This window comes from Streptomyces sp. Ag109_O5-1 (assembly GCF_003814875.1).
Lineage (GTDB): Bacteria > Actinomycetota > Actinomycetes > Streptomycetales > Streptomycetaceae > Streptomyces > Streptomyces sasae.
Map to the genome: position 1 here is coordinate 8,265,279 of NZ_RKQF01000001.1, position 15,936 is coordinate 8,281,214.

Genomic DNA, 15,936 nt, shown 5'->3' on the forward strand with positions numbered 1-15,936 from the left:
CGGAGCCGCAGATCGACACGGCCCCGCGCCCCTGAAGGCAGGTCGGCATCCCTAGCGTCCGATGAATTGCGGGCCCTGTGGCGGCAGCCGGAAGTCCGTGTTCGGGACCGTCGCCACCGGGATCGGGGCCGGCGGCGGGTAGCCGTAGCCCGACTGGGGCTGTTGCTGGGTGTATGCGGGCTGCGGGAAGCCGTAGGCCGGCGGCTGGGCCGGTGAGGTCGGCTGGGGGTAGCCGTAGGCCGGCTGCGCGGGCAGCGGTGCGGGCTGCTCCGGAGGCAGCGGCATGGACGCCGACGGCTCCTCCATCGGCTCGGACTCGTCCACCGAGATGCCGAAGTCCGTGGCCAGGCCCTTGAGGCCGTTGCTGTAGCCCTCGCCCAGTGCGCGGAACTTCCAGCTCTCGCCCCTGCGGTACAGCTCGCCGCAGATCAGGGCCGTCTCGGCGCCGGTCTCCGGCTTGATGTCGAAGTAGGCCAGCGCCTCGGCGTCGGGGGACGTGGCGTCGTACAGCAGGATGCGCAGGGCGGGTACGTGTTCGAACGGGACGCCGTCCGCCGATGCGACCAGCAGGATTCGGCCGACATTCGGCTCGACACCGGGGAGATCTGTCTGGATCGTGTCGGTGAGGCCCTCGGCCACCCGCTTCTTGCCGAGCCGCCAGACCTTCCCGGAGGGGTGCCGGGGCTGGTTGTAGAAGACGAAGTCCTCGTCGGAGCGCACACGTCCGTCGGGGCCGAGGAGCAGCGCCGAGGCGTCGACGTCCGGGACCCCCTGCCCGGGTGTCCAGCGCAGCACCGCCCGGACCGTGGTGGCTTCCACGGGGACGTTCGACCCCTTCAGCATCGCGTGCGTCATGCGGTCATCCTGCCCTCTCGGTCCTGGTCACGACAATGCGGGGTGCCTCGCGACCGACACAGGCGGGTTACCTGAAGTTCATGCCCTGCGGGAACCTCCGACATGGCTTCGTACGTACTATTACCGGCCACCCTTTACCAATTTCACAGGCTCGGCCCACGCCACGGGGGAGTTTTATGCGTCATTTCGGGCACATCGCACCTGAGGTGCGGGAGCGCCTCTTCCACCAGGAGCCGTGCGAGTTCACCGCCGACTCACCGGCCAGGCTGCTCTCCGCGGCCCTGGGCGCCACGCTGTACAGTCCGGCCACCCGGGCGCGGCTCGCCGACGACATCGTCAAGCAGGCGGGACTCGGCGTGGTCTCGATGGTGCTGTGCCTGGAGGACTCGATCGGCGACGAGGACGTGGTGGCCGGCGAGGAGAACCTCGTCCGGCAGTTCGCCGATCTGACCGAACGGGCGCGGGCGGGCGTGGCGCTGCCGCTGCTCTTCATCCGGGTGCGCGAGCCCGAGCAGATCTCCGACCTCGTACGACGGCTGGGCGGAAGCGTCTCGCTGCTCTCCGGTTTCGTGTTCCCGAAGTTCACCGAGGAGCGCGGCATCCCCTTCCTGCAGGCGCTGGACGGCGCCGCGGCGAGCAGCGGGCGCCGGCTGTTCGGGATGCCCGTCCTGGAGACACCCGAGCTGATGTACCGGGAGACCCGCGTGGACGCCCTGGAGGGCATCGCCCGCGCGGTCGACAAGTACCGCGACATGGTCCTCGCGCTGCGCCTCGGCGTCACCGACTTCTGCTCCTCCTACGGGCTGCGGCGGGCCCCCGACATGACCGCCTACGACGTCCAGATCATCGCCTCCGTCATCGCCGACGTGGTGAACATGCTGGGCCGGGCCGACGGCACCGGGTTCACGGTGACCGGGCCGGTCTGGGAGTACTTCCGGGTCCCCGAGCGCATGTTCAAGCCGATGCTGCGCTCCAGCCCCTTCCTGGAGGGACAGGCCGTGGAGCTGCGCGAGCGGCTCATCGAGCACGCCATGGACGGCCTGCTGCGGGAGATCTCCCTGGACCAGGCCAACGGGCTGCTCGGCAAGACCTGCATCCACCCGTCCCACGTCATCCCCGTGCACGCGCTGTCGGTCGTCAGTCACGAGGAGTTCTCCGACGCCCAGGACATCCTGCGGCCGGAACGGGGCGGCGGGGGTGTACTTCGCTCGGCCTACACGAACAAGATGAACGAGGTGAAGCCGCACCGCGCCTGGGCCGAGCGGACCATGCTCCGCGCCGAGGTGTTCGGTGTCGCCAACGAGGACGTCGGCTTCGTGGAGCTGCTCGCCGCCGGAATACCCGGGTGACGAGCCCTGGGGGACGACACAAGGAACACATGAACATCGCAGCGAACGACGGGGTCTGGTCCGGCAGCTGGGTCGCCGAGCGGCTCGGCGTCGAGCTCGTGGGCGACGACGGCCTGACGGCCCTGCTGGGCCTCGCCCTGCGCCGCAACCCCAAACGGGCCCACCTCCTGGTCTCCAACGTGCTCGGCAAGCACGTACCGCAGTCCCCCGCGATGGTGTACGGCCACGGCTTCGCCCTGGGCCGCCGGGTACGCGACCTCCTCGGCGAGAAGGAGGCCCGGCGGGCCGTCGTCCTGGGCTATGCGGAGACGGCCACGGGCCTCGGTCACTGCGTGGCCGACGGCATCGGCCTCGCCCCCTGCCTCCACTCCACGCGCCGCCCGGTGGCGGGGGTGGCCCCGGCGGGCGGCTTCGAGGAGTCCCACTCCCACGCGACCTCGCACCTGCTGCTCCCGGAGGACCCGGCACTGCTCGCCACCGACGGGCCGCTGGTCCTGGTCGACGACGAGTTCTCCACCGGCAACACGGTCCTGAACACGATTCGGGACCTCCATGCCCGTTACCCACGGAAACGTTACGTCGTGGTGGCATTGGTCGATATGCGCTCCCCGGCGGATGCGGGGCGACTGACGTCGTTCGCCGAGGAGATCGACGCGCGGGTGGAGCTGGTGGCGGCGGCGTCGGGGACCGTGCTCCTGCCGGAGGGCGTCCTCGAAAAGGGCCAGGAGCTGGTGGCGCGGTACGAAGAGAGTGCCGCGTCAGGTGATCGGTCGGGTGCGGCGCCGTCCGGGCCGGCCGCGCAGTTCCCCGCGCCCCTTCCCGGCGTTGCCCCTCAAGCCGACTTCCAGCGCAACCCCCCAGGGGTGCGGGGAACTGCGCGACCAGCCCCCACCGCCCCGCACCAGACCGACAACCGCACCACCCCCCACTTCACCCGCATCGACCTGCACTGGCCGCAAGGCCTCCCCGACGGCGGCCGCCACGGTTTCACCCCCGCCCACCGAATACGCCTCGAATCGGCCCTCCCCACCATGGCCGCGCGACTCGCCGAAGCCCTGCCCCCCGACACCCGCCGCGTGCTGACGCTCGGCTTCGAGGAGCTGATGTACGCCCCCCTCAGAGTCGCCCGTGAGCTGGAGGCCCTGGTGACCGCCGAGGTGCGGTACTCCACCACCACCCGCTCGCCCGTCCTGGCCGTCGACGACCCCGGCTACGCCATCCGCAGCCGCCTCGTCTTCCCGGCCCACGACAACCCCGCCGACGGCCCCGGCGACCGCTACGCGTACAACGTGGCCGGCGCCGGCTTCGACGCGGTCGTCCTGTTCGTCGACTCGGCCGGCGACACCCCCGAACTGCACGCCCCCGACGGCCTGCTGGCCCGGCTCGGCGCGCATGCCCCGCACGTCCTGCTCGCGGTTGTACCGTCGTACGTCCCCGCGCTACCCGAAGAGAGCCCCGCCATGCTGCCCGAGCCCCTTTGCGGCCCCGCCTTCTCCTCGTACCCGCCGGAGGACGTCGGCTGGCTGCTCCAGGACCTCTCGGACGTCACGCTGGAGGCGCCGACCGAGGAGCGCGAGGAGGCGATCCAGAGCGGCGGCGCGCACTACGCCGAGTCGCTGCCGGTGGAGTACCAGCCGAGCGAGCAGTACCAGGCCCTCTTCCACGCGGCCCTGGAGACCTCGGCCGCGCGGATCGCGCAGGCCGTCGGGGTCGTCACCGAGACCGTGCTGGCCGAGCGGTCGCCGCGGCCGGTGCTGGTGTCGCTGGCCCGCGCCGGAACCCCCGTGGGCGTGCTGATGCGCCGCTGGGCGCAGTTCCGCTACGGCCTCGACCTGCCGCACTACGCCGTGTCGATCGTGCGCGGCCGGGGCATCGACGCGAACGCGCTGCGCTGGCTGGCCGCGCACCACGACCCGCGGGACATCGTGTTCGTGGACGGCTGGACCGGCAAGGGCGCAATCACCCGGGAACTCGCCGACGCGATCGAGGAGTTCGAGGAGCGGACGGGAGTGAGCGGCTTCGACCCGGAGATCGCGGTGCTCGCGGACCCGGGGTCGTGCGTACGGACGTACGGCACCCGGGAGGACTTCCTGATCCCGTCCGCGTGCCTCAACTCGACCGTCTCCGGGCTGATCTCCCGGACCGTGCTGCGGTCCGACCTGGTGGGGCCGGACGACTTCCACGGCGCCAAGTTCTACCGCGAGCTGGCCGGGGCCGATGTGTCGGTGGCCTTCCTGGACGCGGTCTCGGCCCGGTTCGGGGAGGTCGTGGACGCGGTGGACGGCGCGGTGAAGGAGCTGGCGGTGGCCGACCGCACGCCGACCTGGGAGGGCTGGGCGGCCGTCGAGCGGATCAGCCAGGAGTACGGCATCCACGACGTGAACCTCGTGAAGCCGGGCGTGGGGGAGACCACCCGGGTGCTGCTGCGCCGGGTGCCCTGGAAGATCCTCGCGCGGGCCGGGGCGGGCGCCGACCTGGACCACGTACGGCTGCTTGCGGAACAGAGAGGGGTACCGGTGGAAGAGGTCGGCGAACTGCCGTACACCTGTGTCGGGTTGATCCACCCCAAGTACACGCGCGGGGCGACGGGCGCCGACGGCAAGGCGGTGAACCTCTGATGCCGGTGCTGGTGGCGAGCGACCTCGACCGTACGCTCATCTACTCCGCGGGTGCCCTGGCGCTGACCATGCCGGACGCGCGGGCGCCCCGGCTGCTCTGTGTCGAGGTGCACGAGGCCAGGCCGCTGTCGTACATGACGGAGACGGCGGCCCAGTTGCTGACCGAACTCGGGGACGCGGCCGTCTTCGTGCCGACCACGACCCGTACCCGCAAGCAGTACCAGCGGATCAACCTGCCCGGGCCCGCGCCGAAGTACGCCATCTGCGCCAACGGCGGGCATCTGCTCGTGGACGGGGTGTCCGACGGGGACTGGCACGGGCAGGTGCTGGCGCGGCTGGCCGACGAGTGCGCGCCGCTGGACGAGGTGCGGGCGTATCTGACGGAGCACGCCGATCCAGTGTGGCTGCGCAAACACCGGGTCGCCGAGGACCTGTTCGCCTATCTCGTCGTGGAGCGGGAGCTGCTGCCCGAGGAGTGGGTGAAGACCCTGGCGGTGTGGGCCGAGAACCGCGGCTGGACCGTGTCCCTGCAGGGCCGGAAGATCTACGCCGTGCCGAAGCCGCTGACCAAGAGCGCGGCGATGCGGGAGCTTGCGCGGCGTACGGGGGCCGAACTGACGCTGGCCGCGGGGGATTCCCTGCTGGACGCCGACCTGCTGCTGGCCGCGGACCGCGGATGGCGGCCCGGGCACGGGGAGTTGGCCGACGTCGGTTGGACCGGGCCGGCCATCGGTGCGTTGCCCGAGCGCGGGGTGCTCGCCGGCGAGCGGATCCTGCGGGAGTTCCTGAAGGCGGTCCGTACGGGGGGCTAACCGCAGCAGCCTCCGCCGCAGCAGCCGCCACCGCCACCGCCGCCGGAACTGGGCGTGGGTGCCGAGGACTTGCCCGCCACCGCCACCGTGGACAAGAGCTTTACAGTGTCTTCATGCCCTTGCGGGCATGCTGCGGGGGCCGACGACTCGGCCATCGGGCGGGACAGTTCGAAGGTGTCACCGCAGGGGCGGCAGCGGTACTCGTATCGGGGCATGGGGACAGATTAACGGCAGTGGCGTCGGCGTGACGGGCATCACTGCGCCTCAGAATTTCATGAGTGTTCCTTTCTGTCCGATACTTGTGAGGAGATATTGAAAAGATCGCTGATAATTTAATCTGGCCGCGAGGAGCCAAAAGACTGAGGGAAGAGGGGGGGGCTCGTGCGTGCCGCGCCTGCCGCGGCCCTGTCCACCCGACCTGTCTCACCGCGCGCGCAAGACCGAGTGCGAGGGGAGACGCAGTCGTGACGGACGCAACGGAGCGGACGGGCGACCCGGAGGACGGCCGTGACCGGGCCGAATCCAGGGAGAAGAAGCCGTTCGGGCCGGACGCGACCCTGCATCTGAAAGTCGACGGCCTGCGCGCGGAGCATGCTCTGTGGCAGCAGGGCGACGACGCTCAGCGTGCGCAGGAGATCGCCCGGAGCAAGGCGGAGGCACTGTGGCAGGAGCATCGCGCCAGGCGGGCCGAGGAGGCCGACGCCGCGAAGGCGGCGGAGGGCAAGGGTGCGCGCCGAGGGAGGGGCGACGACCCGGCGCCTCGTGAGCGGGCGCGGCGCAAGGAGCCGGATCCGCCGATACACGACGAGACCCTGCATCTGAAGGTGGACGCCCTGCGGGCGGACGTCACGATGCAGATCCGGGTGCCCGAACAGCGGCAGCCGGAACCGGAGTCGGCGGCCTCGGGCGGCCGCGCCGAGCGGCGCCGCAGTGCGCGGCCATCGCCGCGGGACCGCGTCGTCGGCGTCTGGGGCCGGATCGGGGCCTTCGTGGGGCCCCGTGTCGAGCCCCTGCTGCCGTACGTGCGGAAGTTGAGACCGCTGTACCCGCGGCCCGGCCGGAGCGGCTGGCGGCGCTGGATGCCGTCCTGGCGGCAGTGGCTGGGGGCCTGGCTGGGCGGTATCGGGCTGACCGGGCTGTTCCTTGTCGTGGCCTACGCGGCTACAGACATACCCAGCAATCTCAACAGCTATGCCACCCAGCAGGACAATGTCTACTTCTGGTCCGACGGGACGCCGATGGCCCGTACCGGATGGGTGCAGCGGCAGGACATGCCGCTCAAGGACATACCCGTCGATGTGCGCTGGGCGGTCCTCGCGGCGGAGAACGAGAGTTTCTACACCGACCCCGGCATCTCGGTCAAAGGCATAGCCCGGGCCCTGTATCGGACGGTCGGCGAAGGGGACACCGAGGGCGGCTCCACCATTACCCAGCAATATGTGAAGAACGTCTATCTCTCGCAGAATCAGACCGTAAGCCGTAAATTCACCGAGGCGATGATCTCCCTCAAGCTCGGCAACAAGATGAGCAAGGACAAGATCCTGGAGGGCTACCTCAACACCAGCTGGTTCGGCCGGGGTACCTACGGCATCCAGCGCGCCTCGCAGGCCTACTACGGCAAGGACGTCAGCAAGCTGAACGCCAGCCAGGCCGCCATGCTCGCCTCGCTGCTCAAGGGCGCCGGGCTCTACGACCCGACACTGAGCGCCGCCAACCACAAGCGGGCGGTGGAGCGTTGGTCCTGGATCCTGGACCGGATGGTCAAGATCGGCAAGCTGTCGGCGAGCGAGCGGGCCAAGTACAAGGCCTTCCCCGAGCCGATCAAGTCCGGCAAGGTCTACGACACGGGCAAGCAGAGCGACTACCTGGTGGAACTGGCGCAGGCGTACGCCAAGAAGGCCGGCCATATCTCGGACAAGCAGTTCGACCTCGGCGGATACCAGATCTACACCACCTTCGACCGCAAGAAGGAGGCCACGCTCACCGACGCCGTGACCAAGGCCCGCAAGGACGCCAAGAAGAGCGACCCCAAGCTCGCCGCGGCCGCGCACTACGGCGCCGCCTCGGTGGCCACGGACGGGCGGATCATCGCCGTGTACGGCGGACCCGACCACCGTACGCAGGGCTACAACGAGTCCAACGCGGCCACCGTCCAGGCCGGCACCTCCTTCCTGCCCTTCGTCTACGCGGCCGGGCTGCAGAACGGCGTCCAGAAGGAACGCGGAGCGGCGGCCACCTCGATCACCCCTCAGACCCTCTACAACGGGAACGACAAGGTCTCGGTCACGACACCCGACGGGCCCTACTGGGACCGAAGCGGCAAGCAGGTCCACGCCGACAACGACGACGGGAAGTCCTACGGGCAGATCAGCCTGGAGAGGGCCCTCGCCCTGTCGGTGAACACCCCCTTCATGCAACTCGGCGTGGACACCGGGCTCGACAAGGTGCGGTCCACGGCGGTCGCCTCCGGGCTGCTCTCCGACACCATCGGGGCGCAGGTGCCCGCACTGTCCATGGGCAGCTCCACGCCCAGCGCGATCCGGATGGCGAGCGGCTACGCCACCTTCGCGGCCGGCGGCAACCACACCGAGCCGTACTCCATCTCCAAGATCACCCGCAACGGCGCCAAGGTCCGCCTGGACACCCCGCAGCCGACCCGCGCGGTCCGCGACGACGTGGCCGAGGACGTCGAGCAGGCGCTCACGGAATCGTTCCGTCTCAGCCATCCGACCACGGCACTCGGCACCGGGGCGGCCGGGAAGGCGGGCACCACCAACGCCAGCGGCAAGGACACCGCCTCCTGGTACACCGGCACGCTCTCGTCCGTGACGACGTCGGTCGTCGTCTACCGCATCGACCTGAACAAGTCCCTGGAGCCGCTCCCGCTCAAGGGACTGGCCGGATCCGGCACCGACAACGTCCCGTACACGGTCTGGGCACAGGCCATGGGCCTTGACTGACCATCAAGGCCCCGAAGCTCCCACGCCACCCACCCGCAGAATGAGCCCCGCATGAAGCCCCGCACGAAGTCGACAACCGGCGGCCGCCGTCGCAAGGCGCCCGCGCGTGACCGCCGTCCAGCCCGCCCGGAGTTCCTGACCCTGGCCGCCTTCCTGGTCGTTGCCTCCCTCGTCGCGGGCTATCTGGTGCTCACCAGACAGGACGACACCGCGCCCACCGCCGCCGGCAGCAGGAGATCCTCGCCGTCGGCGTCCGCGTCACCGAAGTGGGACGGCAAGACCCACATCCTCGGCGACGGCTCCACGTCGTACACCGGGCCGCAGAAGGACCAGTTGAAGCCCGTGAAGCTCAAGCCCGGTGAGAAGCCGCCCCAGTTCGTGGTCTTCTCCTGGGACGGCGCGCTCCAGGGCGACGACGAACTCTTCTCGCACTACCGGGAGATGGCCAAGGAGTACAACGCCCATATGACCTTCTTCCTCACCGGCATCTACCTGCTGCCCAAGAGCAAGAAGGACCTCTACACCGGGCCGATGCACAAGCCGGGCGACGCCGCCATCGACTACGCCACCGACGAGCACATACGCACCACCCTGGAGCAGCTCCGCGAGGCGTACAACCAGGGCAACGAGATCGGCACCCACTTCAACGGCCACTTCTGCGAGGCCAAAGGCGGCGGCGACTGGAGCGTCGCGCAGTGGAAGAGCGAGATCGACCAGTTCTTCAAGTTCACCGAGAACTGGAAGACCAACACCGGCTTCAAGGACATCCCCGCCCTGCCCTTCGACTTCAAGCAGGAGGTCGTCGGCGGCCGCGCCCCCTGCCTGGAGGGCCAGCCCAACCTGCTCAAGGCCCTGCAGAAGTACGGCTACAACTGGAAGTACGACGCCAGCTCCCCGGGCGACCTCCAGATATGGCCCTCCAAGAAGGACGGCGTCTGGAACTTCCCGCTCCAGCTGCTGCCGTACGGCGACAAGATCCAGGCCCTGTCGATGGACTTCAACTTCCTCTACAACCAGTCCAACGGCGAGACCAAGGGCGACCCGTCCCAGTACGCCACCTGGGAGCAGCAGGCCGTCGACGCCTACATGAACGGCTTCAACCGGGTCTACTACGGCAGCCGCGCCCCGCTGTTCATCGGCAACCACTTCGAGAACTGGAACGGCGGCATCTACATGAAGGCCATCGACCAGATCGTCCCGAAGATCTGCGCCAAGAAGGGCGTCAAGTGCGTCTCCTTCAAGGAGCTCTCCGACTGGCTCGACGTGCAGGACCCGCAGACCCTCGCCCGGCTGCGCACCCTGGACCCGGCGCAGGCACCGGCCGACTGGTCCTCGATCGTCAAGTGAGGCGCGCGCAGGGCTGATTCCAGTTCTGCAACCCCCTTCACAGGAGTCACACACGCCGTGCGAAGATGCCGTCGCCCGGTAGGTGTACCGGCGTAGAGGGGAACATCATTGAAATCCAGAAAACTGAGCCGTAAGCGCAGCCGTACGGTCATAGTCGCGGCGACGGCTGCCTCGGTCTTCGGCGGCGTCGCCTTCGCGGCCAACTGGAGCGCGGGCGCGGCCGTCGTCGACGACCCGACCGTTAACGCCGCGACCAAGGCGACCTTCCAGAAGCTGGCCGACGCGGTCTTCACCGACCGCACCCAGGCCCTCGTCCAGGGTGCCTCGAAGAAGCAGCAGACGTCCCACTTCTCCGGCGACGTCCGGCTCTCCAGCACCCAGTCGCGTGACGAGGACTCCGCGCTGACCCAGCTGCGCGGCCGCCAGAGCCGCATCGCCAAGGCCGGCGAGACGTACAGCGCCGGCAGCACCAAGGTCACGCTCGACGCGACCCGGGTCACCGGCCGCACCGCCAAGGCAGACGTCACCGAGACCACGACGCTGTCCTACGCGAAGGCCACCGGCAAGGAGCCGAAGACCACCAGCTTCCAGGCCCACCACGAGCTGACCTTCAAGGCCGACCAGCAGGGCACCTGGCAGCTCACCACCATCGAGGACACGGACAACGGCGGCCTCGCCGTCAACACCCTGTCCAAGCCCTCGGTCAAGGCGCCCGCCACGCCCGACGACGGCAACACCACGCCGGACGCCCCGCGCGCGGCCATCACGCCCAACCCGACGCCCGTGCCGAAGACCCTCACCGGCGGCACGTACGACTACAAGGCGATGGCGGCGTACGCCGAGAAGTACGTGTACAACTACAACCCGGACTACCCGAACTACAACGGGCACGCGGACGGCGGCGACTGCACCAACTTCGTCAGCCAGTCCCTGAAGGCCGGCGGCTGGAAGCACGTCCCGGGCTACGTGTACGACTACACGAAGTGGTTCGGCACCGCCGACATCCAGTCGGACTCGTTCGTCGGCGTCAACGAGTGGTCCTGGTTCGCCCAGAACTCCAAGCGCACCAAGCCGCTCGCCAACGTCTACCAGGCCGAGGTCGGCGACGTCATCCAGATGGACTTCGACCGCGACGGTGCGAAGGACCACACGATGATCGTGACGTACAAGGCCAACGGGGTCCCGTACGTCACGTACCACTCGAACAACACCTACCGCAGGTCGCTGGCGAGCATCATCGCGTCGTACCCGAACGCGTACTACTACGCCTACCGCACCTGATCATCGGTGGCCGGTGCGGCCCGCTGCTCCGCCTCGGGGTGGCGGGCCCGCCAGTACGGGTTGTCGTGCGGCAGGTTCGTGCTGACCCGGCCGTACATCCCGAACACCATCAGCACCAGGCCGACGACAAAGCTGAACAGCACGTTCTGGATCCTGAAGGCCAGGAAGTTCGAGGCCGTACTGAGCAGGCCGAGGAACAGGAAGCCGTTCAGGATGAACAGCACGCCGAGCACCATGTTCAACGTGGACGCGAAGTTCCCGCCGATCACCATGCCGACGAAGAGCAGCAGTCCGACACAGATCGACAGCACGCTCAGCGCGCCGTTGGTGTTCAGCCCGATCGCGGTGTTCCCGCCGGTGTCGAAGAAACCGATGTTGTCGGTGAGCCCGAGGATCCCGAAGGCCAGCAGGAACAGACCCATCAGGCCCGCCCCGATCCGGTAGACCGTGTTCAGACGGTGGTCGACGGGCAGCGCCTCGTCGAAGAGGATCTTCTTCCGCTGCGTTCCCGGGTGCGTGACGTGTGAGGCCATCTCCGCCTCCTGACATCGAATGCGGATCGGAATACGGGTCGCGTACCCAATATCCGCCCGGAACGGCTCCTCGGCAAACGCCTCAGTGGCCCGCGCCCCGATCCTCCCGGATCTGCGCGACCACCCGCGCCACCGACTGCCGTACCCCATCCGTCTCCGTCAGGAAGTGCCAGTAGTCGGGGTGCCGCCCCTGCAGCGACCCCGCCGCCCGGTCCAGCCGCGCCACCGCGTCGTCCAGCGGACCCGCGTGCCGCGGATCGGGGCTGGTCCGCCCGGACATCGCCAGCCGCTGCGCGTCCCGGATGGCGAAGCGGGTCCGCTCGATCTCCTGCTGCGGATCCTTCTGCACGGCGTTCAGCCGGCTCAGCCGGTCACCGGCGGCGGAAACGGCCTCATCCGTACTGTTGAGCAGCGCCCGCACGGTGGAGAGCAACGAGGCGGCATCCGCCCACCTCTGCGCGTCCCGCGCGCCCTGCGCCTCCTGCAGCTTCAGCTCCGCCTGCCGTACGTTCTCCACGGCCTGCCGGGGCACCTGCTGCAGATCCTGCCAGCAGGCCGCCGAGAACCGCCGCCGCAGCTCGCTGAGCACCGGGTCGACCTGCCCGGCCCGGGTGGTCAGCGCCTGCGCACGCGTCCGCAGACTCACCAGCCGGTGATCGATCTCGGCGGCCTTCTCCGGCAGCCGTTCGGCCTCGACCCGGATCGCCTCGGCCTCCCGCTGCACCCGCCCGGCCCGCTCCACCGTGGCCTGCACACCGTGCTGCCCGGCCCCCTGGTTGAGCTTGGTCAACTCGGGAGCGAGCGCGGCCAGCCGAGCCGCCAGATCATCGGCCTTGAGCTGCGTCTGTCGCACGGCGTCGAGGGCGTTGCTGGCCGCCAGCAACGCCTGCCGGGCCCGCTCCACGGCAGGCGCCAGCCGCGCCAGCTGTGTCTCGGCCTTCCCGAGCAGCGGCCCGAGCGACTCCCCGAACCGGTCCAGCTCCCGCTTCACACCGACGAGCTCGTCCTTGGCCCGGGTGATCTCCCCCCGGGCCCGCGACGCCGCGGCGGCCTCCAGATCGTCCCGGTCCAGGTCGTACGCGTCGATGGCCTGGATGTACCGGTTGCTGACTTCGTCGATCCGCCGCCCCAGCGCCTCGAAGTCGGAGACGGCACGACGGGCGGCCGGCGAGTCGTCGACGGCGGAGATGGTCTCTATGGAGATCCGCAGATCCCGCTGCGCGGTGTCCAGTTCGTAGAAGGCGGCCGCGGCGGCGTCCTTCGCCGCCTGCGCCTCGGCCCGCTGCCCCTCGGCCCGCCCCCCGAACCACCGCCGGGTCCCCCCGCCGGCGAACGCCCCGGGCACCACGAGCAGGGCCACCACCGGCAGACCCACGAGAGTGAGGACATCCCGCAGAGGAGTGCGCCGGCCCCTCACAGGAGGCGAGTACGACTGCTCGGATGCCGCCGAAGTCGCCGATGTCGCCGTCACTTCTCCCTCTCCCCGTGCCGCGGTGCGCCCTGTGTGCTGGCGGTTGTCAGTCATTCTCCCACCCGTGAAAGACGAACACACGGGGCGGTCAGTTCGCGGTTCGGGCGATCACTTCGCAGTGGCTCGCGCGATCGGTCCGGATTCGGGTTTGCGGGACAGCGCCTCGGGCAATGTAGGCTGTCGACTCGTCTCGGGTGCGTAGCTCAGGGGTAGAGCGCCTGCCTTACAAGCAGGATGTCGGCGGTTCGAAACCGTCCGCGCCCACAATGAGAGGACCCCGGCCGTAGCGGCCGGGGTCCTCTCGCGTTGTCAGTCCTCCTCGTGCGCGTGCTTGAGGCGGCTTCGGGCGTTCGTACGGTCCGCTGCCGTCACCTCGGCCCAGAAGCGGTGGCCGCTGACGAACACCGCCAGCTCGTGTTCGCGGCGGCGCAGTTTCTCGACCTCCGCCTGTTCGTCCTCGGTCCAGCCCGGGGAGGCGGGGCGCTCCACCTTGCGCCAGCCGCCGGCGTCACTGAATCCGTCCAGCGGCTCGACCGACCAGGGGAGCCGCTTCAGCAGGGCCGACAGCTCGGCCCGGACCTGATGCAGCTCCTCCTGACCGGCGAGGAGGTCACTCGGAAAGTCATAGGTCGCAGCCACACGGCAATGGTACGCCTGTTCGATTTTGGGTGGCGAGTTCGTTCGGGGGGTTCATGCGTTCGAGTTCGGCCCGGTACTGGCCCCGTGACCGCGCCCCGCTACGGTCGCCGGCTCACGAACCCGACGGTCATGTACGCCTCGCCCGGGCCCGGGGCGCGGTTCCAGGGGCGGGTGCGGAACGTGTGCAGGCGGCTGTGGGTGAGCGCGAACCGTGGCAGTGCGACGCCGAGTTCGGTCGCCAGGGCGTCGAGGGCGAGTCGCTCGCCCCGGCGGTCCTCGGCGGGTGTGTCCGGTGGGAAGAAGCGGTCCGGGCGGAGCGCGCCCGGGACGGGGCCCCGGCTGTCGGTCGTGGTGCCGCGGACCGTGAAGCCGTACCGCTCCTCGCCGTTCTCCGCGACGGAGAGGTGGAAGACGTGCGGGAGACCGGGGCGGTGCCCACGGAAGGGCTCGCTCCACACCGTCACCGCCCGGGTGCCCCGGGAGGCGGCGAGGCCGGGGGAGAGGAACCGCGGTCCGACGGCGTTCCCGCCCGGCGCCGCCTCGAACGCGAAGCTCCAGCCGGGGCCCGCCCGGCCGACGGCGGTCAGCGCCACGTCCGCCCACGGCGGGACGTCGTCGGTGCGGCGGAACCGCGTCCGGGCGTCCCACAGTGTCACCGGGTCGTTGAGGACGGTGGACTCGTCCACGCCGATCCGGGACGGCAGTCCGGCCGGTTCCACGCCCTCCACGAGGAGGAAGCGGTAGGACGACAGGATGTTGCCGGGGGCGATGTCCGCCAGCCAGGCCAGACCCGGCGGATCCAGGCCGGCGGTGGGCGGCGGGACCTCGCCCGGCCGGCCCGCCCGGGGCGTGGCCAGCAGCTCCCGGCCCCGCTCCGGTGTGATCACAGGGCCCAGCAGCGGGTCGGCGCACAGGCCGACCGGGGCGAGGTGGTCGGGGCTGCGCGGGCGCCACTCGGGCAGCGCGGCGCGCAGGGTGTGCCAGGCCGCGTCCGTGTCGCCCCAGCGGGCCTGTTCCCGCGCCTCCTCGACGGCACGGCCGAAGACGCCCTCGGCGGTGTAGCGGAAACTGCCGTCCCGTAGCTGCTCCAGGACCTGGTCCGCCGCCTCGCGCACCGCGCCGGAGGCGCCCGGCAGGTTGTGGGCCGCCAGGTCCTCGCCCCTGCGCGTGCGCGCGTGCTCGGCCACGAGTACCGGCATGATCTCCGGGGCGTACAGCGGATCGTCCGCCAGGCCGCGGAAGGACACCATGTACGTCTCCCCGAGCAGTCGGCGGATCTGGTCGTGCAGCCCCGCCGCCCGGGGCCTGCCGAACGCGACCGCCTCCGCCAGCGCCGTCGCGGCCCGCTCGTACCGCCCGCCCAGCGCGTCTAGCCGGGCGGCCTCGACGGACTCGTCCAGAGCCCGGGTCGTCGCGTTGACGAACTCCCTCCCCGCCCGCTTTGAGCGGCTGCTCGCCTGGAGTCTGTGGAACTCCCGGTACATCGCCTCCATGAACGCCCGGAACGACCCGTATCGCCTCGGCATATCCCCGTACCACGGCGCCCATGTGTACACGGCCCACTCGCCCGCCTCGTCCACGTCCCCCGGGTCCAGCAGGACGTGGACGGCGTCCGACTCCACGTCCAGTTGCAGCGCCCGCCCCCACATCCCGGCGAGCAGGACGTCCTCCGGGGCGGAGTCCTCGTCCAGTTCCCCGGGGAAGTACTCGGACAGGCCCGCCGCGTCCTCGTGCGGGCGCACCTGGCCGGTGCCGGCGAGCAGCCAGACGAAGCCGCCTGCGTGCCGCCAGCCGTCGCTCACCGCGAGGAACGTCCGGTACGACGGCGGCAGCTGGTGCCCGAGCCGCTCCTCCAGCGCGCCTATCCGCTCCTGCGACGCGGCCGGGAAATCCAGCCGGCGGTCCGGTTTGGACTCCTCGTCCCCCGCCGGCTCCTCCGCGCCCTGCGCGTCCGCCCACTCCTGGCTCCACCGTGTCAGGAAGGTCCGCCAGTCCTCGCTCACATCCGTCATGCCGGTGATGCTGGCAGCCGCCACTGACAACGCACCGGCCCGCGGGTGAGAGCCTGGGG

Annotated in this window: 12 protein-coding genes and 1 tRNA gene; 7 read left to right on the forward strand and 6 right to left on the reverse strand. The window is 70.2% G+C overall.

Translation table 11 applies throughout. The features are described 5' to 3' along the window. Window positions 1–51 precede the first annotated feature (51 nt). The gene (locus EDD90_RS37630; RefSeq protein WP_123977464.1) at window positions 52–855 is read right to left on the reverse strand and encodes a TerD family protein; all 804 of its coding nucleotides are present in this window, start codon (window positions 853–855) and stop codon (window positions 52–54) included. A gap of 176 nt (window positions 856–1,031) precedes the next feature. Between EDD90_RS37630 and EDD90_RS37635 the strand changes: the two genes are divergently transcribed. Genes EDD90_RS37635 through EDD90_RS37645 form a run of 3 tightly spaced genes read left to right on the forward strand, consistent with a single transcriptional unit; the run spans window position 1,032 to window position 5,634 of the window. Beyond that, the gene (locus tag EDD90_RS37635; protein WP_123977466.1) at window positions 1,032–2,204 is read left to right on the forward strand and encodes an HpcH/HpaI aldolase/citrate lyase family protein; all 1,173 of its coding nucleotides are present in this window, start codon (window positions 1,032–1,034) and stop codon (window positions 2,202–2,204) included. Between the two features lie 29 nt (window positions 2,205–2,233). Further along, window positions 2,234–4,822 carry a phosphoribosyltransferase gene (locus tag EDD90_RS37640; RefSeq protein ID WP_123977468.1) on the forward strand — a complete coding sequence of 863 codons (2,589 nt, stop codon included), beginning with the start codon at window positions 2,234–2,236 and terminating at the stop codon, window positions 4,820–4,822. After that, window positions 4,822–5,634: an HAD family hydrolase gene (locus EDD90_RS37645; RefSeq protein WP_123977471.1), complete on the forward strand. Its 813-nt coding sequence runs from the start codon at window positions 4,822–4,824 to the stop codon at window positions 5,632–5,634. Before EDD90_RS37640 ends, EDD90_RS37645 begins: the two co-directional genes overlap by 1 nt. Here EDD90_RS37645 and EDD90_RS37650 read toward each other — a convergent pair. Next, a complete protein-coding gene (locus EDD90_RS37650) occupies window positions 5,631–5,849 on the reverse strand; it encodes a zinc ribbon domain-containing protein (protein WP_123977473.1) in 219 nt (72 codons plus the stop codon). The two genes, EDD90_RS37645 and EDD90_RS37650, sit on opposite strands and share 4 nt — an antisense overlap. 636 nt (window positions 5,850–6,485) lie before the next feature. On the opposite strand from EDD90_RS37650, the gene EDD90_RS37655 reads away from it, so the two are divergent. From EDD90_RS37655 to EDD90_RS37665, 3 genes are all read left to right on the forward strand, one after another. After that, window positions 6,486–8,594, forward strand: coding sequence for a transglycosylase domain-containing protein (locus tag EDD90_RS37655; RefSeq protein ID WP_123982059.1), 2,109 nt, complete (start codon window positions 6,486–6,488; stop codon window positions 8,592–8,594). A gap of 51 nt (window positions 8,595–8,645) precedes the next feature. Continuing rightward, window positions 8,646–9,941 (forward strand): hypothetical protein, encoded by a 1,296-nt coding sequence (locus EDD90_RS37660; RefSeq protein WP_123977475.1) that lies wholly within the window; start codon window positions 8,646–8,648, stop codon window positions 9,939–9,941. A gap of 108 nt (window positions 9,942–10,049) precedes the next feature. Further along, window positions 10,050–11,222, forward strand: a complete 1,173-nt coding sequence (locus tag EDD90_RS37665) for an amidase domain-containing protein (protein ID WP_123977477.1) — start codon at window positions 10,050–10,052, stop codon at window positions 11,220–11,222. Here EDD90_RS37665 and EDD90_RS37670 read toward each other — a convergent pair. After that, entirely contained in the window at window positions 11,210–11,755 is a 546-nt protein-coding gene (locus EDD90_RS37670; protein ID WP_123977479.1) for a DUF4383 domain-containing protein, read from the reverse strand. The genes EDD90_RS37665 and EDD90_RS37670 overlap by 13 nt on opposite strands. Window positions 11,756–11,837: 82 nt before the next feature. Continuing rightward, on the reverse strand, window positions 11,838–13,280 hold the full coding sequence (locus EDD90_RS37675; protein WP_398926735.1) for a hypothetical protein: 1,443 nt from the start codon (window positions 13,278–13,280) through the stop codon (window positions 11,838–11,840). A gap of 138 nt (window positions 13,281–13,418) precedes the next feature. Between EDD90_RS37675 and EDD90_RS37680 the strand changes: the two genes are divergently transcribed. Further along, window positions 13,419–13,490 (forward strand) — tRNA-Val (locus tag EDD90_RS37680). Window positions 13,491–13,535: 45 nt separating this feature from the next. On the opposite strand, the gene EDD90_RS37685 is transcribed toward EDD90_RS37680, so the two are convergent. Beyond that, the gene (locus tag EDD90_RS37685; protein WP_123977483.1) at window positions 13,536–13,865 is read right to left on the reverse strand and encodes a hypothetical protein; all 330 of its coding nucleotides are present in this window, start codon (window positions 13,863–13,865) and stop codon (window positions 13,536–13,538) included. Between the two features lie 98 nt (window positions 13,866–13,963). Next, window positions 13,964–15,877: an SMI1/KNR4 family protein gene (locus tag EDD90_RS37690; protein ID WP_123977485.1), complete on the reverse strand. Its 1,914-nt coding sequence runs from the start codon at window positions 15,875–15,877 to the stop codon at window positions 13,964–13,966. Window positions 15,878–15,936: the final 59 nt, after the last annotated feature.

Coding starts and splice junctions, on each gene's coding strand:
- EDD90_RS37650 (WP_123977473.1), bottom strand. CDS start 5,849: ATGCCCCGATACGAGTACCGCTGCCGCCCCTGCGGTGACACCTTCGAA.
- EDD90_RS37690 (WP_123977485.1), bottom strand. CDS start 15,877: ATGACGGATGTGAGCGAGGACTGGCGGACCTTCCTGACACGGTGGAGC.
- EDD90_RS37660 (WP_123977475.1), top strand. CDS start 8,646: ATGAAGCCCCGCACGAAGTCGACAACCGGCGGCCGCCGTCGCAAGGCG.
- EDD90_RS37630 (WP_123977464.1), bottom strand. CDS start 855: ATGACGCACGCGATGCTGAAGGGGTCGAACGTCCCCGTGGAAGCCACC.
- EDD90_RS37645 (WP_123977471.1), top strand. CDS start 4,822: ATGCCGGTGCTGGTGGCGAGCGACCTCGACCGTACGCTCATCTACTCC.
- EDD90_RS37675 (WP_398926735.1), bottom strand. CDS start 13,280: ATGACTGACAACCGCCAGCACACAGGGCGCACCGCGGCACGGGGAGAG.
- EDD90_RS37635 (WP_123977466.1), top strand. CDS start 1,032: ATGCGTCATTTCGGGCACATCGCACCTGAGGTGCGGGAGCGCCTCTTC.
- EDD90_RS37640 (WP_123977468.1), top strand. CDS start 2,234: ATGAACATCGCAGCGAACGACGGGGTCTGGTCCGGCAGCTGGGTCGCC.
- EDD90_RS37670 (WP_123977479.1), bottom strand. CDS start 11,755: ATGGCCTCACACGTCACGCACCCGGGAACGCAGCGGAAGAAGATCCTC.
- EDD90_RS37655 (WP_123982059.1), top strand. CDS start 6,486: ATGCAGATCCGGGTGCCCGAACAGCGGCAGCCGGAACCGGAGTCGGCG.